General features: G+C 62.8%; 22 protein-coding genes. 7 read left to right on the forward strand and 15 right to left on the reverse strand.

Features of this window, described 5'->3' with window-relative positions:
* The first annotated feature begins 110 nt into the window (after nucleotides 1–110).
* On the forward strand, nucleotides 111–1,367 hold the full coding sequence (locus tag HSEST_RS01820; protein WP_229121862.1) for an RNA-guided endonuclease InsQ/TnpB family protein: 1,257 nt from the start codon (nucleotides 111–113) through the stop codon (nucleotides 1,365–1,367).
* Nucleotides 1,368–1,524: 157 nt separating this feature from the next.
* The gene (locus HSEST_RS01825) at nucleotides 1,525–1,614 is read left to right on the forward strand and encodes a PQQ-binding-like beta-propeller repeat protein (protein ID WP_229121863.1); all 90 of its coding nucleotides are present in this window, start codon (nucleotides 1,525–1,527) and stop codon (nucleotides 1,612–1,614) included.
* Nucleotides 1,615–1,855: 241 nt separating this feature from the next.
* On the opposite strand, the gene HSEST_RS01830 is transcribed toward HSEST_RS01825, so the two are convergent.
* From HSEST_RS01830 to HSEST_RS01870, 9 genes are all read right to left on the reverse strand, one after another.
* Complete coding sequence (locus tag HSEST_RS01830; protein ID WP_229121864.1) at nucleotides 1,856–2,320, reverse strand: hypothetical protein; 465 nt, start codon at nucleotides 2,318–2,320, stop codon at nucleotides 1,856–1,858.
* 587 nt (nucleotides 2,321–2,907) lie between these two features.
* A complete protein-coding gene (locus HSEST_RS01835) occupies nucleotides 2,908–3,972 on the reverse strand; it encodes a methionine synthase (RefSeq protein ID WP_229121865.1) in 1,065 nt (354 codons plus the stop codon).
* On the reverse strand, nucleotides 3,969–4,964 hold the full coding sequence (locus HSEST_RS01840; RefSeq protein WP_229121866.1) for a 5-methyltetrahydropteroyltriglutamate--homocysteine methyltransferase: 996 nt from the start codon (nucleotides 4,962–4,964) through the stop codon (nucleotides 3,969–3,971). Before HSEST_RS01840 ends, HSEST_RS01835 begins: the two co-directional genes overlap by 4 nt.
* 59 nt (nucleotides 4,965–5,023) lie before the next feature.
* Nucleotides 5,024–6,955: a restriction endonuclease gene (locus tag HSEST_RS01845; protein WP_229121867.1), complete on the reverse strand. Its 1,932-nt coding sequence runs from the start codon at nucleotides 6,953–6,955 to the stop codon at nucleotides 5,024–5,026.
* A 94-nt stretch (nucleotides 6,956–7,049) separates the two neighbouring features.
* Nucleotides 7,050–7,640 carry a HemK2/MTQ2 family protein methyltransferase gene (locus HSEST_RS01850; protein WP_229121868.1) on the reverse strand — a complete coding sequence of 197 codons (591 nt, stop codon included), beginning with the start codon at nucleotides 7,638–7,640 and terminating at the stop codon, nucleotides 7,050–7,052.
* On the reverse strand, nucleotides 7,637–8,797 hold the full coding sequence (locus tag HSEST_RS01855; protein WP_229121869.1) for a mechanosensitive ion channel family protein: 1,161 nt from the start codon (nucleotides 8,795–8,797) through the stop codon (nucleotides 7,637–7,639). The genes HSEST_RS01850 and HSEST_RS01855 overlap by 4 nt, the downstream gene beginning before the upstream one ends.
* Nucleotides 8,794–9,639 (reverse strand): 16S ribosomal RNA methyltransferase A, encoded by an 846-nt coding sequence (locus HSEST_RS01860; RefSeq protein ID WP_229121870.1) that lies wholly within the window; start codon nucleotides 9,637–9,639, stop codon nucleotides 8,794–8,796. Before HSEST_RS01860 ends, HSEST_RS01855 begins: the two co-directional genes overlap by 4 nt.
* A gap of 1 nt (nucleotide 9,640) precedes the next feature.
* Nucleotides 9,641–10,210 (reverse strand): DUF655 domain-containing protein, encoded by a 570-nt coding sequence (locus tag HSEST_RS01865; RefSeq protein ID WP_229121871.1) that lies wholly within the window; start codon nucleotides 10,208–10,210, stop codon nucleotides 9,641–9,643.
* Between the two features lie 49 nt (nucleotides 10,211–10,259).
* On the reverse strand, nucleotides 10,260–11,267 hold the full coding sequence (locus HSEST_RS01870) for a succinylglutamate desuccinylase/aspartoacylase family protein (protein WP_229121872.1): 1,008 nt from the start codon (nucleotides 11,265–11,267) through the stop codon (nucleotides 10,260–10,262).
* Nucleotides 11,268–11,424: 157 nt separating this feature from the next.
* Between HSEST_RS01870 and HSEST_RS01875 the strand changes: the two genes are divergently transcribed.
* Nucleotides 11,425–12,765, forward strand: coding sequence for a RimK/LysX family protein (locus HSEST_RS01875; RefSeq protein ID WP_229121873.1), 1,341 nt, complete (start codon nucleotides 11,425–11,427; stop codon nucleotides 12,763–12,765).
* On the opposite strand, the gene HSEST_RS01880 is transcribed toward HSEST_RS01875, so the two are convergent.
* From HSEST_RS01880 to HSEST_RS01895, 4 genes are all read right to left on the reverse strand, one after another.
* A complete protein-coding gene (locus HSEST_RS01880; protein ID WP_229121874.1) occupies nucleotides 12,766–13,122 on the reverse strand; it encodes an RNA polymerase Rpb4 family protein in 357 nt (118 codons plus the stop codon).
* 3 nt (nucleotides 13,123–13,125) lie between these two features.
* Nucleotides 13,126–13,416 carry a 50S ribosomal protein L21e gene (locus HSEST_RS01885; protein ID WP_229121875.1) on the reverse strand — a complete coding sequence of 97 codons (291 nt, stop codon included), beginning with the start codon at nucleotides 13,414–13,416 and terminating at the stop codon, nucleotides 13,126–13,128.
* Between the two features lie 94 nt (nucleotides 13,417–13,510).
* Complete coding sequence (locus HSEST_RS01890) at nucleotides 13,511–13,777, reverse strand: elongation factor 1-beta (protein ID WP_229121876.1); 267 nt, start codon at nucleotides 13,775–13,777, stop codon at nucleotides 13,511–13,513.
* 2 nt (nucleotides 13,778–13,779) lie between these two features.
* Nucleotides 13,780–13,959: an HVO_2753 family zinc finger protein gene (locus tag HSEST_RS01895; RefSeq protein WP_229121877.1), complete on the reverse strand. Its 180-nt coding sequence runs from the start codon at nucleotides 13,957–13,959 to the stop codon at nucleotides 13,780–13,782.
* 199 nt (nucleotides 13,960–14,158) lie between these two features.
* On the opposite strand from HSEST_RS01895, the gene HSEST_RS01900 reads away from it, so the two are divergent.
* A complete protein-coding gene (locus HSEST_RS01900) occupies nucleotides 14,159–14,602 on the forward strand; it encodes a metal-dependent transcriptional regulator (RefSeq protein ID WP_229121878.1) in 444 nt (147 codons plus the stop codon).
* 100 nt (nucleotides 14,603–14,702) lie between these two features.
* Nucleotides 14,703–15,122, forward strand: a complete 420-nt coding sequence (locus HSEST_RS01905) for a hypothetical protein (protein ID WP_229121879.1) — start codon at nucleotides 14,703–14,705, stop codon at nucleotides 15,120–15,122.
* Between the two features lie 52 nt (nucleotides 15,123–15,174).
* Here the strand turns inward: HSEST_RS01905 and HSEST_RS01910 are convergent, their stop codons facing one another.
* The gene (locus HSEST_RS01910; protein WP_229121880.1) at nucleotides 15,175–16,515 is read right to left on the reverse strand and encodes an RNA-guided endonuclease InsQ/TnpB family protein; all 1,341 of its coding nucleotides are present in this window, start codon (nucleotides 16,513–16,515) and stop codon (nucleotides 15,175–15,177) included.
* A gap of 42 nt (nucleotides 16,516–16,557) precedes the next feature.
* On the opposite strand from HSEST_RS01910, the gene HSEST_RS01915 reads away from it, so the two are divergent.
* A complete protein-coding gene (locus tag HSEST_RS01915; RefSeq protein ID WP_229121881.1) occupies nucleotides 16,558–16,701 on the forward strand; it encodes a hypothetical protein in 144 nt (47 codons plus the stop codon).
* Nucleotides 16,702–16,936: 235 nt separating this feature from the next.
* Nucleotides 16,937–18,184 (forward strand): chorismate synthase, encoded by a 1,248-nt coding sequence (gene aroC / locus HSEST_RS01920; RefSeq protein ID WP_229121882.1) that lies wholly within the window; start codon nucleotides 16,937–16,939, stop codon nucleotides 18,182–18,184.
* On the opposite strand, the gene HSEST_RS01925 is transcribed toward aroC, so the two are convergent.
* The gene (locus tag HSEST_RS01925) at nucleotides 18,181–19,212 is read right to left on the reverse strand and encodes a hypothetical protein (protein WP_229121883.1); all 1,032 of its coding nucleotides are present in this window, start codon (nucleotides 19,210–19,212) and stop codon (nucleotides 18,181–18,183) included. The genes aroC and HSEST_RS01925 overlap by 4 nt on opposite strands.
* Between the last annotated feature and the right edge of the window lie 42 nt (nucleotides 19,213–19,254).

The following is a 19,254-nucleotide window of genomic DNA, read 5'->3' on the forward strand; positions in this document are numbered from 1 at the left end:
GCGGGCATGAATCGCGTACGCTCCACCAATCAACCTCCGTTCTACCTCCCCAACCGGATATTCGACGCCAACCGCAGCCATTAAGGTAAAACAGATAACATAGGCTATGTGTGGCGGAACTACTCACGACGCGCACCATCACGGCCTCGCTGAGTAATGACCGTGAGGGCGTCGTCAGTGATCTCGATTCACTTGCAGACTCCGCCAGCAAACTGTGGAACGTCGCCCGGTGGACAATAGACCGCATCTGGAACGCAACCGGGGAAATCCCCGACGAATCCACACTCAAAGCCTACCTCAAAACCAAACCCGTCTGGAAAGACCTGAACGCCCAATCCAGTCAGGCAATCGTCGAAGAATTGTCTGGCGCTTTCCAGTCGTGGTTCGAGCAAAACGACCCGGATGCGAACCCACCGGGCTACCGGAAATACGGCGACCACCGCCCTCACAGCACGGTCACGTTCAAAGAAGACGGATTCAAACTCGATACAGACCACCAGCAGGTGCGCCTCTCGAAAGGCGAGAACCTGAAGGATGGTTGGGCCGACTTCATCCTCTGCGAATACGAGACCGGCCCGGAAACCGACCTCACCGACGTAGAACGCGTGCAGCAAGTCCGTTCCGTCTGGAACGACGATCACTGGGAACTACACTTCGTTTGCAAAGTCGAGATCGACGCAACCGATACCACTGGTGAGAAGACAGCGGGAATCGACCTCGGGATCAGCAACACCGCCGCCGTCTCGTTCGGTGACGAGACGCTGTTGTATCCCGGGAACGCACTGAAGGAGGACGCCCACTACTTCCGCCACGTCGAATACGAGACGGAGGGTGAAGACGGCCCCAGCAATCATGCGGAGTGGGCGCGACAGAAGAAATCGCGCCGCCAAAAACACTTCCTCCACGCCTTGTCGAAAGACATCGTCGAACAGTGCTCTCGTCGTGAGGTGGGGACGATCGCTGTTGGGCATCCGAAGCACATCCGCGATGATCAAGACTGGGGTCGGCACGGGAACAAGAGGTTGCACGACTGGGCGTTCGAAACGCTCATCGCACACATCGAGTACAAAGCAGAGGAGCGTGGCATTAGCGTCGAACGGGTTGATGAGGCCGAGTTGAAAACATCGAAGACATGTTGTCAGTGCGGAGTAGAAGATGATTCGAACCGTGTTGAACGTGGATTGTACGTGTGCGATGAGTGTGAACTGGTCGCTAATAGTGATTTGAATGCGGCGGAGAATATGCGAGCTGCGGTAACTCCGAGTCCCTCGCAGGATAGGAGTAACGGCTGTCTGGCACAGCCTTCGGTGCGCCTGTTCGAGAAATCCACGGGCCGGGTGGCCCGCCGAGAACAGGTCGTATCGTAAACCGGTAAATATCCCAACGCTGAGCAAATCGGAGATTTGCGAGGTACGCGAATCTTCGATTCGCTTGACTCGGGAAGCCGCGCCGTCGTCGGGCTACGCCCGACTGCCTGAGGGATCTTCGATCCCTCTCCGTTCACGGCGCGGAGGATGTCACGACGTGGGCTACGCGGTCGAAGGCTCCCCGGCTGTCGGCGACGGGTACGTCGTCGTCGGGACGACCAGAGGCGTCGTCCACGCGCTCAAATGACATCCTCCGCGCCGTGAGATTCCCGCTTCACTCAGCGCGCGTGTCCGCGTCAGCTTCGCAACGATCGCCACACAGGTTTTGCAACGATCCGACCGACGAGATACGTGCCGCCGATAATCAACGGAGCGGCAACGGCAACGCTAGTACCGTCGTTATTCCCAAGCGCTATCCAAACACCGAGGATAGTTAGCTGGATTCCAGTAGCAACGAATTTTTCTTCTTTATCCAAGATAGATCACCTCTATGTAGTTTGGTCAATCTCACCAGGCTCAACAGCGATCTCATCCTCCCAGAGAACTGTGCAAGAGTCCAGATTCATTGTTATCCCAATCGGCCCGATACCAGCTGTAGCCTCAGCCTTAAATGGCCAAGGCAAGTCAACTGCGGCCCAAGTATGCTTATACTCCGCTTTGACAGGAATCCCGTCATTACCGGAGTCAACTTGCTTCAGGTCTGTCTGTAGCGTGACAGACGTTTCCCCATCAAGGAGATACGGAAGGTCAACGTCATACGCTAGCCCCTTTTCCGGAGCGAAGTCTTGGTACTCTAAGGAGACGGAACCATCTGCCGCTGTACGTGAATGCGTTTTCACACCGCTTTCAGTCGGTTCAGGTGCGCTCCACTCACTACTATCGTAGACGATTCCGAATCCGTCATCCACAATACTGGCATCCCTGGCTGAAAGTTTTCTATCCTGCAGGGACATAGTGGCAGTAACTATCCACCGATCGTCGTACGACTCGACGACAGACGTCACCAATTCCGAATCGCTATCGTCGTAGTGTCCGAGTGTTGAAATTCCAGTGTTCGCCGTCAAGTCTCTTTGAGAAGCCCCAGGAATGCATTCCCGCTGGAAGCCATACCGGACGTTATGCTTCTCCAGCAACTCCTGTGCTTCCTGAACCCGTGCCTCAAGTAACAGATCCGCTACACGATCGTGAATACCCGCTTCAGCAGCGGAAACACTATCGTCAGCAGTAGCAGACCCGATAAAGGCTGAAGCACTTGCTCCCAATGCCCCCAGAGACGTGAGGTATTGTCTCCGTCTCATTCCATAAGAAAAGTCAGACCAGTATTACATAAGTACTTTGGTTCTGTATTCGTATTATAGAATTATATTAGTCACAGCCGATTCTGACGCTCGTCCCCTCGAAAGACAACGCACGATCGAAGACCGTCGTACTCCCGAACAGCAGAGAACACGCGGTCCACACCAGACGAGGAGACACAGTCTATACAGCGAGTATGGGGAAGACCTGCTGGCTCACGACTTCGCCAGCAGTCGGTGTCCGATCAGTCCTCAGCCGCCGCGTGATCGACCAGATCAATCTCGCCGGCGTCGAGTTCTTCCTCGACCTCGCGAGCTGCCTCGACCATATTCGCCATCTTCTGGTAGGCGACCTCGCGGGGCAGCAGCTTCACACCACAGTCCGGCGAAACCGTCAACTGCTCGGGCGGGACGACCTCCAGCCCGCGCTTGATGTTCTCCTTGATCTCCGCGACGGACTCGACCTCGGCGTCGTGGACGTCGACGACACCCATCGCGAAGTCCTTGGTGAACTCGTGCTCTTTGAAGACCTCGACCTGCTCGAAGTCGCCGTTGGCCAGTTCGAGGTCGTACTCCTCGACCGGGTAGTCCAGAATCTCGGGGTAGATCCGCGAGTAATCGCCGTAACAGACGTGCAGTCCCAGGCGGACATCCTCAGGCACATCGTCGACGATTCGTTCCAGCGCCTCGCCGACGATGGCGTGGTCGTCCGGCGTGGTGGCGAGGGCAGGCTCGTCGATCTGGATGTATCGCGCGCCGGCCTCGACCAGCGCCTCGATCTCCTGGTTGACCAGATCCGCAAGCGCGTAGGTCAGCTGCTCCTCGTCGTCGTAGACCTCGTTGAAACTCCAGGACGCGAGCGTGTAGGGTCCGGTGATCGGGACCTTCACCGGCGCGCCGGCTACGTCGTCAGTGAACTCGAACTCCTCGACGAGCCACTGCTGGTCGTACTCGACCTCCTCAACCACCGAGGGCTTGTCGAAGTAGTTGTGTCCCCACACCTTCACGCGGCCGTTGAACTCGTAGCCGTCGATCCGGTGGGCGAAGTACTCGACCATCTCGTTGCGCCGCATCTCGCCGTCAGTGACGACGTCGATGCCGGCCCGCTCGTGTTCTTCGGTGATCAGGCGGGCGGCGTCGTCTTTCGATTCCTCCCAGTCCTCGACGTCGAAGTCGGAATCGGGGTCCTCGAACAGTTCTCGGGCCGTGTCGTGCCACTCCGGCTTGGGATAGGAGCCGACGACGGTCGTCAGCAGGAAGTGGTCGTTGGGGTGATCCGCCGGTCGGAACTGCTCGCGTGTATCCGTCATAGTTGCACCTCCGCTCCGTCAGCGGCTTCGGAAAGCGCCTGGAGTTTCGCCTCGAACTTGTTGGTCGGCAAGTAGAACAGCTCGGTGTTCGCGGTCGCGTAGACCGTCTCGAAGTCGTTAGCGGTCTGGTCGGCGACCCACTCGATGCGCTCGCGGATCTCCTCGGGCGTCTCGACCAGCGTGTTCTGGCCGTCCACCAGTCCTAGCGCGATCGAATCTTTCGTGCCGTACTCGTTGATATTGTAGAGGTTCCGCTCGTGGTCAGTCACGAAGTCATAGCCGACGGCGTCGATGTCCGCGTCCAGCAGGTGGGCGTGGACTTTCTCCTCGAGTGCGCCCCAGTAGGTCTGGACGACGACCTCCGCGTCGGCAGCACTCGCGACGGCGTCGATGGCCTCGCTGGCACGCTCGTCCTCGCCCTCGTCGGGTGCGTCGGTGACCAGCGACGGTTCGAGCAACAGCAGCGTCTCGGCGTCGAACGCCTCGGCCTCGCCCGCGAGAAAGTCCGCGACGCCGTCGAGGAACGCCGCGTCGTCGCCGTAGTACTCGTCGGTGGCCAGCTCCGAGAGCGAGTAGGGACCCGGCAGGACGGCCTGCAGATCCTCGCCGTCGGTAAGGGCATCGGCCGCGTCGAGCTCGTCGGGTACGTCGCCGTCGGTGGTCAACTCACCGGTGACGACCGGTTCCCGGTAGAAGTTGTTGTTGTCGTAGTAGCGGACGATCCCGTGGGTCTCGACGTTGTCGTGGACCGCCAGCGGATGGGCGAGCATATCGTCCCACCGCAACTGTCCCTCGACAATCCGATCGAGTCCGGCCGCCCGCTGAGACTCGATCACATCGGCACGGGCCTCTTCGTAAACAGAGCTGATCTCCGCACCCTCGTCGCCGCTGATCAGATCGCCCTTCTGATGGCCTTTCAGTCGAGATAAGTCGTCTTTCGCCCAGTCCGGTAACGGGTACAATCCCGGTGTCGTCGATACGATCTCCGTCATTACAGCGGCATACGAAATGACGAGCTTTAATATTTACTACTTCGATGAATTACCATCAGTTATTCCGCGTCTAGGACGAGGTCGGCGAGTCGTTCGTCTTCGACCAGATCCAGAAGCTCGTCACGATCGAGGAGTTTGATATCGTGGTCCGCCGCGCGTTGGCGAACTGGCTCGGGGACGTCAGCGGTCGTGACCAGTGCGGCGGCGTCTGCCCGCTCGGTGTCGTCGCGGTCGGTGACACAGCGGTCCACGACGGAGGCTTCGAGATCCTGACCGGGAGTGTGGACCGTCCAAATCAGGACTCGAAGGTCGATCGCCCGCCGTCGGATCGCCATGATGTCGTATTTGGCGCTCGAGTGGGCAAAGATGGTCGTTTCCCAGCCCAGTTCGCGCCAGCACGCCGCGATGAACTCGGTGAAACGCGATTCGTCCATCGCTTGGATCTCCGTGTCCAGTGTCGCTCGGTGGTCGGCAGCACTGTCTCGACTGTCGTCGGGATCATCGGTGATCGAAACCCAACTGGAGGTGTCGGTCGGATCGAGGTCTGACCCGGACGATTCAGCGCTGTCGGGATCCCGCGCAGTGATGCCTGCAACGATCGTTTCCTCGTGGTCGGATCGGTCGTCCCCGGCCGAAGTCCTCCCAGACGTGACGTGGTCGTCCCGCTCGATGCTGTGTTCGGAGCCATCGCGGCTGACATCGTACTCGATCAGTGCGCGCCGGTGATCGGTCGCGATACGCCACTGCACCACGGTCGGTTCCCGATCTGGGGCCAGTTCGGCCACGACCTCGCGAGCCGCCGCGAGCCGATCGTCGGCTTCGTCACACGCCGCCAGAGCCTGTTCGGTCCGGCCGTTCGCGTGAAGTCGCTCGGCGGCTGCGAGCAGCCGCTCGATCACGGATGTGTGGGCCCCAACGAGCGCGTCGACGATCTCCAGGACCCGCTCCCGGATCGTCTCGGGATCGCCCGCGAACGGGGCATCCGGGCCCCAGCAGAGGCCCAGCCAGTCGCGATGTGCCGACAGCGCGTCGGCCAGCCGTCGGGCCCGCTGTTGTGGATCATCGATCGATTCAGCTTCCCGCAGCGCCGTCGTCGCCGTCTCGCGGGGCTGGTCTTCGAGCCGCGCCAGGTCACGTTCGACCGACTGCAGTCGCCCTTCGATTTCCCCGTCCGGCGGCTGATCGGCGTCGATCGAACGAGCCTGCGCCGCGGCGTCACGCGCGTCCCGGAGCGCTGCGTGGGCTGGCCGGAGCCGTCCTGCAGCCTCGTAACGATCGGCCCGCTCGACGTGGTCGTCAGCTAGCGTCGCAAGCGCGCGGCGTTGCAACGCTCGGACTGCTTCGCGGTAGGAGTCGAGATCCGCGTGCGCGAGGACTCGTTCGCCGATGTCGAACGTCCCCACCTGCTCGCGGCCCGCCGCGATCACCGACAGTACCTCCTCGGCGGCCTGGCGTGCAGCGTCGGGCTCGCCGTCGTCGAGGCGGTCCTGGGCAGTCGCGAGCTGTTCGTCGATACGTACGGCGAAACGGTTCACCTGCGACCACGCTGCCGTGCACTCTTCGAGATAGGAGACGATCGCCTGGAGGTCGCCGCCGCCCGGCAGCGACCACTGCTCGCCGGCCTCTGTGTGGACGAGCAGTCGCTTCCGTAACAGCCCGCTTTCGGTGTCGATCCGCGTGACAGACGAAAACGGGATCGGGATGACCCGATCGCCGCCAGCGTCCGCCCCGCCGATCGCGATCACCAGGCGGAGATCGGTGATCGCGACGAGCGTTCTGTGTCCCCGCGTCGGTTTGTACGTCTCGCTGTCCCCGTCGCCTTCGACTGTCACCCCACCTCGTTTGGCATGGATCACGAACGCGACCCGCTCGGTGTCGCCGAGATACGACGATAGCGGCCCGTCGGCGAGATAGTCCTCACCCAGTCGATCGTCTATTCCCGCGGTCGAGCTCGAGCCGTCCGTCCCTTCTAGTTCGATGACCTCGACCATCGCAGGCTCTCGTCTGTACTAACCGGGCGACGTATTATCTAATAATTGTAATATTTTGTATATTTGGGCCGAGGAATATACCCGAAGACAGCTCTCAGGGGTCGTCCGGGCGGAGTTCGAGGACGACGAGCCGCTCGAAGGGATGTGACTCCTCGGCGACCTCGCGGGTGGTCAGTCCTCCGGCGGCCGCGCTCGCACGCACGGCATCGATGTCCGTGAGCGAACTGACGAGCAGCAGCACCACGCCGTCGTCGACGAGGACGCGGCGGACAGTGGCGAGGAACGGATCGATCACGGCGCGACCGTCTTCGCCGCCGGAGAGGGCACGCTCCATCCAGTCGTCGAACTCGTGGTCGGGGTCGGTCGGCAGGTACGGCGGGTTGAAGGCGACGACGTCGAAGCAGTGATCCCGGAACGGTTCGACGAGATTCGCCCGGACGGTCGACAGGCCGGCCTCGTAGGCCTCGCGGCAAGCCATCGGATTGACGTCCGTCGCGACGACCTCGGCCCCGGTCGTGGCGAGCGCGGTCGCGACGTATGCCGATCCCGTACCCACCTCCAGGACCAGGTCGTCCGTGCCGACGTACTCACGTGCTGTCTCGGCGAGTAGATGTGAGTCTTCTGCCGGTTCGTACACCTGATCGAGATCGCGCTGGCTGGCCAGCTCGATCCGGTCGTCTTTCATCTCTCGTCGGGTTCGTCGTCCGTCGTCCTCGGCGTTTCGCTTTGGATCGCCAGTCCATCGGGTGGTCGTCCCCCCAGCGTGCGCTGGGGGAGCGGGATCGTGATCCCCTCCCGTTCGAAGGCATTCTTGACCGCGGCGACGACAGCGGTCTGTGCGATCCAGCGCCGCCGCGCGGTCGGGTCGTCGATCCAGAAGCGCAACTCGAGCACCACCGCGGAGTCGCCAAAGCCCGTCAGGACAGTCCGCGGGCTCGGGTTCGAGCGGATCTCCTCACGGTCGAGGTCACGCATCGTCTCGGTGGCTAGTTCGCGAGCGCGCTCGACGTCGTCGTCGTAATCGACGCCGACCTCAACGTCGACGCGCAGTCGGCCTTGCCGGGAGCGGTTGACCAGCCCCGTCGCCGTCACCACGTCGTTCGGGATCGTGACGGACTCGTCGTTGAACGTGCGGATCTCGGTATTGAATACGGAGACGTCGGTGACGATCCCTTCCTGGTCGTCGATCGCGACCCAGTCGCCGATATCGAAGGGGCGGCCGAACAGCAGCACGAATCCCGCGAGCACCGACGACAGCGTCTGCCGGGCCGCCAGGCCGAGCACCACACTCAGGAACCCGGCGCCGAGCAGGATGTCGGAGGGGTCGATCCCCCAGACGGCGAGGACGACGACGATCGCCAACGAGTACAGCACGAGCTGGAGAACGTGATAGGTCACCTCGTGTTGATGGCGCGAGAAGGCGTCGTGTTCCTCGAAGACGAGGCCGGCGATCCGCTTGACGAACACTGTTGAGCCCCAGGCACCGACCAGCAGGAACAGCGAGACCAGCGCGCGAACGACCGTCGTCGGATCCGGATCGAGGACGTCCGAGATGGCCGTCGCCTGCGCGCTTGCGTCCCAGATGGCGAGGACGGCGGCGGTCGCCCCGACCGAAATAGCGACGATCAGTGCCGCCTGCGCGGCCTCGAGCAGACTGCCGCGCGGGTCGTACTGCACCCGGAGCCAGCGACCGACCTGTCGGATCGCCCAGCTCCCCGCTATCACGGCGACGAGCAGAACGAGCGTCCCGAGCCACCGCTCGGTCGGCGTCGCGAACAACTGGCCGACGATCGGGAACTCGATCGCCAGCACGCCCCAGTCGACAGCGACCAGCGCGGTCACGGATCGCCCACCTCGACCGCGAGCTGCGCGAGCTTCGCGAACTCCGCCGGGGTCACGTCCCCGGCTCGCTTGCTCATGAGATCCTCGGCAGCGGCGTCGACGACCGCGTCAGGATCGTCGAGGCCCGAGATGTGGCCGGTGTTGCGGATCGCGTTACGCATCGTCTTGCGGCGCTGGGTGAAGATGGCTTTCACGAGGTCCATGAATACCTCGTCGCTCGGGACTTCGTACGCCGGCTCGCGCGGGGTCGTCCGGACGATCGCGCTCTCGACGGCCGGCGGCGGCCTGAATGCCGCCTCCGGCACGGGTTCGACCACCTCGATATCGGCGTAATGGCCCGCCGTCACCGACAGTCGACCGTACTCCTCGGTCCCCGGATCGGCGGCCATCCGCTCGGCGAACTCCCGCTGGAACATCAGGACGAGCGGCACACCGTGCGGGAGGAGCCGGAACGTGATCTCGCTGGAGATCCCGTAGGGGAGATTCGAGATCGATGCCGTGAACTCGGGCAACTCGACCGCCAGAGCGTCCCCTTCCAGTACGGTCAACCGTCCGGCGTCGATCTCGGCGGCGAACTCCTCGCGGAGAAACGCCGCCAGATCCGGGTCGCGCTCGACAGCCGTGACGTGCCCGGCGACGGCGAGCAGCCGATCGGTGAGCGCGCCGGTCCCGGCCCCGATTTCGAGAACGTGACCCAGGTCGGCGTCGATCTCGGTCGCGTAGGTGGGTACCCGATCGAGCACGCGATCGTCGACCAGGAAGTGCTGATCGCGGTCGGGGTTTCCTCCGACGCCGGCACGGGCTAACAGCGCGTCGGGATCGCGAAAGTCGGTGTCGTCCATCTTATTCGCTGTCACGGCGGGCGAAGATCCGGTATTTCAGGTCCGTTTCTTCGATCTCTTCGAGAATGCGTTCGACGAGCACGTCCTTCGGATCGTGGAGACCGCTGACTCGCGCCTCGATGTCCTCGAAATTCTGGAAGGGGCGGCGTTTGCGTGCTTCGAGGACGTTGTTGCGCAATTTCTTGCCGATCCCCGGCAGGAGGTTCAGCGCGTGCAGTCGAGTCGTGATCGGCTGGGCGTCGTTGTAGAAATCGACGAACCGCTCGGTATCCGCGTCGACGGTGTCTTCGATTGCGTACACCAGTTCGGACTGGGCGCCCCCAGAGAGATCCGCGTAGTCGATCTCGTGGGCGCGCTCGACGTCGTCGCCGCGCTCGACAGGGATCCGATCGCCGATCGAGATGTCGGCGTCATCGGCGAGCACGAGTTCGAACAGTCGAAAGTCGTCGACTGAGACGGCATACGCTAGCGGCTCTTTCTCGTACTGTGGCCGCTCGTCGTCCGAGCGTCCGTGCGGTAGGTAGTCGAGGACGACGGCTGTCGGTGTGTCGTCGGTGTCCCCGTTGGGCATGCTCGAACGCTACGACGAGAATATACTTAAAGACCCGCAGGTCGACCTATCACCATCCGCGGTTGCGTTCGATCGCGCGCCGGGTCCGTGCACCGACGTTCACCAGATGGCAGAGCGGGTTGCCCGGGTAGACGACCGGGTTCTCGAGGACGCCGACCAGCAGTCCGTCGAACGGCGCGCGGACTTTCGTGGTCTCGGTCTTGAACGGGTTGGCGATCACGCAGATGACGGCCCCCTCCTCGACGAACGCGCCGCGAGAGACGCGCATGTCGACCAGGCCACCGGTGTCGGCCCGCAGCCAGGTCTTGTCCTCGGCGCCGTCGACGATCGTCTGCCAGCCCGGCCAGTGGACCACTTCAGCCGAGAGCAGGCCGTACTCGGCGAAGACGCTCGCGACCCCCGACAGCGCGCGGTCGATGAGCGCCCGCTCGAAGCGGTGGGCCTCCCCCATCTCGACGGTGATCGTCGGCACGCCCGCGTCGCTGGCCTCCCGGCGGAGCGTCCCCGAGGCGCCTTCGGTGTCGATGATGACGTTCGAGGCGAAGGCGTGTGCCAGCCGGGAGACCGCCTCGTCGTCCATGTCCGCCCGGACGTGAGGCATATTCGAGCGCCCGCGCGTAGACGTGTGAAAGTCCACGCACAGATCACACGGCTCGACGAAGTTGCTGAAGATGCGCCGTGCCATCCGTTTGGCGCTGGTGCCGCCGGCCTCGCCCGGAAACGCGCGGTTGAGGTCCCGGTCGTAGATCGGGAGGTACCGCTGCTGGGCGATGAAGCCCGGGACGTTCAGTACCGGCAGACAGACCAGCGTCCCGCGCAGATCCGAGAGGTCCCACTCGTGGGCGACCTCGCGAACGACCTCGATCCCGTTGAGTTCGTCGCCGTGGACCGCCGCAGTGAGCACGACCGTTGGCCCCGCCCGCTCGCCGTTGACGATCGTCACCGGCATCCTGACCGAGTCGCCCAGATACGTCTCGCTGACCGTGTACCGAAGGTTCTGGCTCTCCCCGGGATCGACCCGCCCACCGTCGTAAGTGAACGGTTCGGCGTCGTCCATAGCTTCTCTGACGTGTGGCGTGGTGAAACGTGTGACGGGTAGCGCGCCCGAACGGCCCGCCTACCCGCTGACCGATCACGGTAGGCCACGGATATCGCAGGCGCAGCCGTCGGGACGATCCCGCACCTCTTTGTCAGTCCCTCCCAAGTTCCCGGCCATGAACGACGACTCGACCGTCACCGTCGGGGTCCTGAGTCTCCACAACAGCAAGGAGACCAAAGCGATCTGCAACGCCATCGAGGCGCTCGGCCACGACCCGGAGTGGCTCCGTCGCGAGAATCTGGTCGTCGACATCTCGGACGGTCGTGTCCGACTCGAACCCGCGGTCGATGTCGTCATCAACAGACTCCTGCTCTCGAAGTCGGGCGTCCCCTGTGAGGAACTCGGGCTGGCGAACACGCTCGCGCACGTTCGGCCGATGCTGAACGAACCCGCCGACACCCTTCGAGCGCTCCACAAGGTGACGACGGCGGTGATCCTCTCGCGCGCCGGCATCCGCGTCCCGGACGCGTTGCTGGCCCTAGACTCGGAGCGGCTCAACCGGGCGCTGGCCGAGGGCGGCGAGGAGGCGGTGTACAAGACCGCGATCGGGACCAACGGCGGCGGGACCTGGAAGGTCGGCCCGAACGATCAGGTCAACGCCCGCGTGGGAAATCGCTACGCCTTCCTCCAGTCGTTGATCGAGTCACCCGAGGACGAGCACACCCGCGACCTCCGCGTCTACGTCGTCGACGACGCGGTCGTCGGGTCGATGTTCCGGTACGCCCCCGAGAACGACTGGCGGACCAACGTCGCGCTGGGCGGCCGCGTCGAGGACGCGACGGGCGTCACCCCCGAGGCGGTCCTAGAGACAGCCATCGAGGCCACCGCGGCGGTCGGGCTGGACTTCGCCGGGGTCGACCTCGTCGAGGACGACGGCGAGTGGTCGGTCCTGGAGGTCAACCCCACAGCCGGATTCAGAGGGCTCTTCGAAGCGACCGGCCGCTCGCCCGCGCCGCACATCGCGCGCCTGGGGATCGAACGCGCCGGCGGGCGCGTCGACGCCGACCGGATCGACTCGCTGGCGACCGTCTTCGACGACTCGACGCCTACCTGCAAACCCGAGGCGATCCGACCCGACGCCCGCGAGACCCAGACCATCGGCTACATCGAGGAGGTCATGGTCAGCGGGACCAGCGGGTCGAAGACCGTCCGAGCGAAATCAGACACCGGCGCGACCCGGACGAGCATCGACACGGCGCTGGCGGCCGACATCGGTGCCGGGCCGATCAAGTCCATCACGAAAGTCAGGTCGGGCAGTCGAAAAGCCAGCAAGAGCCGGCCGGTCGTCGACCTCGTGGTCGCCGTCGGGGGGAGCCGCCACACCGTTACCGCCAGCGTCGAGGACCGCAGTCACATGACGTATCCCCTGTTGCTCGGGCGCGACATCCTCCGGAACTACCAGGTGGACGTCAGCCGACAGGTCGACGCCGAAGCCGAAGACGACGAAGAAGAGTGATCACACGTACTTCGCGACGACGTTGAGAATGTCGTCGAGTTCCTCGCCCGACAGCGAGTATCGCTCCTGGGCGAAGACCGAGCGCAGTTCGTCCCGGTCCTCGGGCAGCAGGTTGGCGATCTTGTAGGCGGTCGCCTCGTCGACCTTCTCCAGGTCCCGGAGTTCGGCGACGAACTCCTCGGACTCTTCGACATCGAGAGTCGCGAAGCGGTTGACGTGCTCGACAGCACGGGTGAGTTCGTAGCGCATCTCCCGGTCCTCGTCGAGGGCGCGCTCGCGCTCGATATCTTCGAGGACTTCCTTGGCCTCGGCGAGGGTGAGATACTCCTCTTCGAGCTTTTCCTTGAAGATCGTCATCGCTTACTCCTGTCGTCGGAGGTGCGCGGCCTTGACGATCAGCGTCTTCTCGACGCCGTCGTCTCTGATCTGGACCTGGTAGGCTTTCCCCTGCGTGCCGACGACCGTCCCGGTGTGGCCGTTGAAGCGCGGGTGGAACCGGCCCTCAGCGACGCTGGGATCGATCGCGAGGTGGACGACGTCGCCGTCCTCGAACTGCTCGACGGCGCGCTGTGGCGGCGATGTCCCCCGATCGCGGGGGTCGTTTTTGAGCTTGTTCCGCGTTCCCTCGAGTGGACCGTTCGAACTGGGCATTCTTGCCGTCCGGTAGTCCGGTCGGGCATATAAAACGTGCGTTCCGCTACCGTTGTGGTCCGTCGTGACACGCGAGCCGCGGCGCAAAAACAGCCTACACTCGGCCGACGTTCTCGACGGAGACGCTCTCGACGTCCTCGACCTCGCCGAAGGCTTCCTCGACGGATTCGGTACCGCCGGACTCGTCGGGGACGATCACGGTCGGCAACAGCGCGACCAGGCCGAAGGCGACCTCGTCACGCTCGAAGCCGTTGATCTTCGCACCCTCGGGGAGGGACTGTTCGAGACGCTCCTGGAGGGCGTCCAGGTCGACGTCCGGGCTGTTCGGCATGACCTTGATTTTGGCAGCGACTTTTCCCATGGTTATGGTCCCGTGAACCCGCAGTCGGGGCACTCATAGAGGTTGCTCTGCTTGCGGCACTTCGCACAGCGGTAGATCTGGTGTCCGCATTCGGGACACGTGAACGCGGCGGCGTTCGTGCCGGTGACGTTGATCCCGCACGAAATGCACTTTTGCCGGCGCTTTTGCTGGCTCTCGCTCATCCGTACACGTTCTTTCACATCGCGGCTTTTAACGGTTGCTAATACTGGTTGCGATACGTTCGGACAGATATTCGGCACGCTGTCGTGCCGCATCATTTCGAAATGGTATCGCCACCAGTATACGCGCGATGCGGCCCACCGAGGTCGACGCCGTCAGGTCAGCGCTAGGCTTTTGCTCGCCGCGCGGTGAGATTCGACAATGAGCCACAGTCACGGCGACGGGATCAGCGAGAGCGTCCAGATGTACCTCAAGGAGATCTACCTGCTCTCTCGTGGAGGCGACTACGCCAAGACCGGCGAGTTAGCCCAGCGGCTGGACGTCTCGCCGCCGAGCGTCACCGAGATGTTCGGCCGGCTAGAGGAGAACGGGCTGCTGGAATACGAGAAACGGCGCGGCGCGGTCCTGACCGACGAGGGCGAATCTCGCGCGCGACGGCTCCTGCGCAAACACTGCCGCATCGAACGCTTTCTCGTCGAACATCTCGGCGTCGAGGAGGGATTCCACGAGGAGGCGTGCCGACTCGAACACGTCATGAGCGACGAGGTCGCGAACCGACTCGACCGTTACGTCGAACTTGAAGACGACTGTCCGGACTGTTACGACCCCGAGCGCCAGCACTGCTCGAAACTCGACGTGGCCTGATCGGGGCTGGGCCGCCAGCAAAAGACGTCCCGTCGGACCTATCAGTCCGAAATTCATTGTCTGACGGTACTTTATCTCCCTGCGACACGAGAACGGACACATGAGCAGCGAGTCCCAAGAGCCGAATCCGAACGCCGAAGCCGAGGAAACGCCCGACTCCGGCGGCGATCCAGCCGCCGAAGACGCGAGGAGCCCCCCCGCGTTGACGATCGCACTGCCGGACGGGAGCGAGAGCGTCTCCGACGCGATCGTCACCAACAGGGAGATGCTCCGAGAGCCACAGGAACACGGACTGGCGACCGATCAGGATATCACGCATCTCTCCAAGGCGATGGAGGGGCTCTCCTCGAGCGTCGAGGAAGTCAAGCACGAACACGACAAAAGCGAGTCCGAGATCGACGAGTTGCGGGCGGTCGTGGAGCGACAGCGGCGACAGATCGACGAACTGCAGTCGATGGTCACCTCGCTCGCGGACATCCTGGGGACCGAAGCCGAGTGGGAAACGTTCGAAGACGAATGACATCCTCCCCGGCGTGAACGTCGGGGTTTCCTCCGTGGGAGTCTCAACCGGTCTACGACTCGCCGGAGGCAACATTCCCGTCACGGTGGACGGTACTCGGGTCTGTGCGCTGTTCTTTGGGACGGTGAGAGCGTGGTGACTCCGACCAGTCGTGGTCGTCCCACTCAAACCGCACGGGCCGTGCCATCGGCCTGACCGCTTCCTCTGTGTGCCGCTCTAGGAATGTTTCCGACGCTGTAAGGTCGGCGTGCCCCTCGAACCCACACGGACAGGTGAGTGTGTCCTGATGCCGTGTCGTTCGGTCTGTCGAACCACACTGCGGGCATTCCTGACTGGTCCACGCCTCTGACTGGACTTCGACCGTGATACCGTATTCTTCGGCAGTACAGACCAGTCGCTCGGTGAATTGCTTGAATGCCCAGAAGTTATGGGTCTTGGCGTTTGTCTCGACCGACCAATGCGTGTCCAGTACGTCGGTCAACCCGCCGATATACAGTGTGTCCACGCCTTCGGCGTACAGTCGTTCCAACAGGTCACGACACAACGCTTCCTGAGCGTGGTCCCGGCGACGAGTCCGTTTCTGGTACAGTCGCCGGATACGCTTGCTACTGTATCGGCCTTCTTCGAGTTTCGACTGTAACCGGGCGATTTCTCGCGTCGTGTCGCGGAATCGCTGGAACAACTCGCGGCCTTCGTACAGGTATTGCTCGCCGGTCGTGGTGGTACAGGCGACGAGATTGTTTGCACCAATGTCCAGAGCGGCCTTTTCATCGGCCAGTGGAGTATCCCGTGTCTCGTCAGAAACAGTCACGGGTTGCGAAGCCCTGAACGTGCTATCAGTCTCGTCGTACCACAGGTCTAACCGACCCTGTTTCTCGTACTCGGGCCAGTTCGGGTCGCCAGTGATTTCCAGACGGAGACGCCCAGTGTGGTCGTATCGGTCTTTCAATTCACTCCCGACCAGTATTTCGAGTCGGGAGCGTTCGCCCCATTCGACGGTGTACGACGTGTTGCGGATGACGGTATGGAGTTTGCGGCCCTCGTCTTTGTTGCCCCAGAATCCCGGTGGTTCCGGGTATTCAGTGACGGACGTATCCGAATCGTCGTGATACGCTTTCTTGTTCTCGAAGAATCCGCGCCATGCTTCGGAGTTCTTCCGTATCACCTGTTGGGCGGTGGACGCACCGAGGACGCCTTTGTATTTGCCTTCGAGTCGGCCTGTATCGGCGTCCCACACGTCTTCGTTTTCGTATCCGCCTTCGTCGTTGTACCGCATGAGGCGTTCGTAGTTGACTTCGTTCCAGAGAGCGGCGGAAGCGTCCAACAGGTCGCGTAGCAGTTGCTCTCCGGTATCGGAGAGCGGTCGCACGGCGAACGTGTTGGTACGCTTCACGACGACAGATTATTATACTTTTAGTCTTAAAGTCTTTTCGTCATGCGTCCCAACATCGATATTTCACACACGCTCGGTGGCCGAGTCAAAGACTACGCAGAAGCGAACGATTTGGACCTCTCGGAAGGCTATGCAGAGGTGTTAAAAGCAGGTCTGGAAGCGTTGGAGACTCAGAACCAGCAGTAACACGACGGTTTCCCACCGGAGCTTACGCGATTCACGCCCGCCGTGAACAGCGTGGCGTCGAAGACGCCACGGGCAGTCGGCCGTAGGCCGACGACGGCGGGACTCTCTCGCTGTTGAAAGGTAGGGACTGCCGCTAGGACCTCGTGCGGTCGATTCGGGACGTGCGTCCCGCAGTCCGTATGCAGTCACTCGCAGAGTGGTGCTTTCAAATGGCCCCGTCCCCCAGAGAGTGATAATGAACGGCAACAGTTTCGGTCGTCTCTTCCAGGTGACGACCTTCGGGGAGAGCCACGGCGAAGCGATGGGCTGCACGGTCTCGGGGGTTCCGGCGGGCGTGGAACTCGACGAGGCGGACATCCAGACGGATCTCGACCGGCGCAAACCCGGCCAGTCGATGATCACGACCTCCCGCGGCGAGCCGGACAAGGTCTCGATCAAATCCGGCCTGCAGGACGGGTACACGACGGGGACGCCGATTGGGATGGTCATCCAGAACAAGGACGCCCGCTCGGGCAAGTACGAGCCGTTCGTCACCGCGCCACGGCCCAGCCACGGCGACTTCACCTACTCGGCGAAGTTCGGCACGCGCAACTGGGGCGGTGGCGGCCGCTCCTCCGCCCGGGAGACCGTCAACTGGGTCGCTGCCGGCGCGATCGCGAAACAGGTCCTCGAACAGAGTGACTACGACATCCGTATCAAAGCCCACGTCTGCCAGCTGGGCGACATCGAGGCCCCCGACGTGAGCTTCGAGCAGATCCTCGAACACTCAGAGGAGAACGAAGTCCGGTGTGCCGACCCCGAGACCGCCGAACGGATGCGCGAACTCGCCGACGAGTATCAGAAAGCCGGCGATTCCATCGGCGGCGCGATCTACTTCGAGATGCAGGGGGTGCCTCGGGGACTCGGCGCGCCGCGGTTCGACAGTTTCCCCTCGCGGATGGCCCAGCTTATGTACTCGATTCCCGCGGTCAACGACTTCGAGTACGGCATCGGCCGGGAAGCCCGAACGACGGCCGGCAGCGAGTACAACGAGGACTGGAAATTTGAGGGGGAGTCGCGAAGCGACTCGGAACCGTCGAGCGGCGACGAGCCGCGAGACAGAGGCGACCCGACGCCCGTCGGCAACGACCACGGCGGTATCCAGGGCGGGATCACGACCGGCGATCCGATATACGGCGAGGTGACCTGGCATCCGCCGGTCTCGATCCCGAAAAAGCAGGAGACCGTCGACTGGGAGACCGGCGAACGCAAGGAGATCCAGGTCGTCGGCCGCCACGACCCGACGCTGCCCCCACGGGCGGTCCCGGTCGTCGAGGCGCTGTTGTACAGCACGGTGCTTGACTTCATGCTGCTCGACGGGCGGATCAACCCCGACCGGCTGGACGATCAGCCCGGCGAGTACGACACCGAGTATCACCCCTCGAGTCCGGTCAACGATCCCGAGGACGCCGACACGCACGCCGAAAGCGTCGACGAAGACTAGTCGCGCCGATCGATTGTCGCCCGATACGCCCGCTCGAGGTACCTGAACCGTCGTCGTTTGTCGTCGTTCTCGTATCCGACGACCGACTCGACACCGTGTTTGTCAGTTCGGAGGATCACCCGCTTGATACCGTCTTCGAAAAACGGGAGCGTGTTTCGGAAGCCACGCGTAGTCGCCGCCTGTTCGCGGATGACTCGCTCGTCCGCTCGATCGATCGGTTCGACGGTGAGCGTCTCCGGCTCGGGATGCTTGTCGTCAGTCCACTCGGGCATTGTGACTGTCACCGTCTCGCCCTCGTGGCTCACCTGGACATCGTCATCAGGCGTGAGTTCAATCGGTGGTGCGTCGATGTCGAACAGCGCGCCGTGGTTGATCCCGTCGACCCAGTCTCCGGTGAACGCATAGCGCCCCCCGCCGAGTCGAGGGACGAACGGCGATTCAGGGTCGTCTTCAGAGTCGTCAGCCCATCCGCGGGAGAGATCGAGTGACCACGACCACGACCAGTCAGTCCGCTGGCTCGGTGGTAGGTTCATAGCGAACGGGTACCAGATCCCGCTGACGATGTACCACGTTCCGTCGACAAGTTTGTACACGCTCCACGAGCCACCAGCACCCGAGACCGTCGTCTCGCTCAGGTTATAGAAGGTGAAGTCGATCGTTGCCGGGAGTCCGACCTGCTCTGTTGAGGGTTTGATGAATGTCGGCGTCTCGGAATTGGCCTCGTGATACCAGACGGTTCGTTCTTCGTCCGGTAATGGGGGTGGTGACGCACTCTTAAATCGCGTCTCCATTGCCGGCCCGTCAAGATTCGGATCCCGTTGTTCGGGTTTCGAGACGTCGTCCGGAACCACGGCGTCCGACTCCTCTGCTGTCGTCGTTTCGGTCGGCGAGTCGGTTTGGGTGGGTGTCGTGGACTGAGTGCCCACCGGTGTCTTCGAAGATGTCGTACTGTTCTCATTGGAGGTCAAGCAGCCGGTTAGCCCGACTGTCGCGCCAGCGAGGGCCGAAAGCAGGCGTCGTCGTCGCATAGCCGGTGCTCCGTCGAACACCCATATATGCTTTCTTCTTCT

Source organism: Halapricum desulfuricans (genome assembly GCF_017094465.1).
Taxonomy (GTDB): domain Archaea; phylum Halobacteriota; class Halobacteria; order Halobacteriales; family Haloarculaceae; genus Halapricum.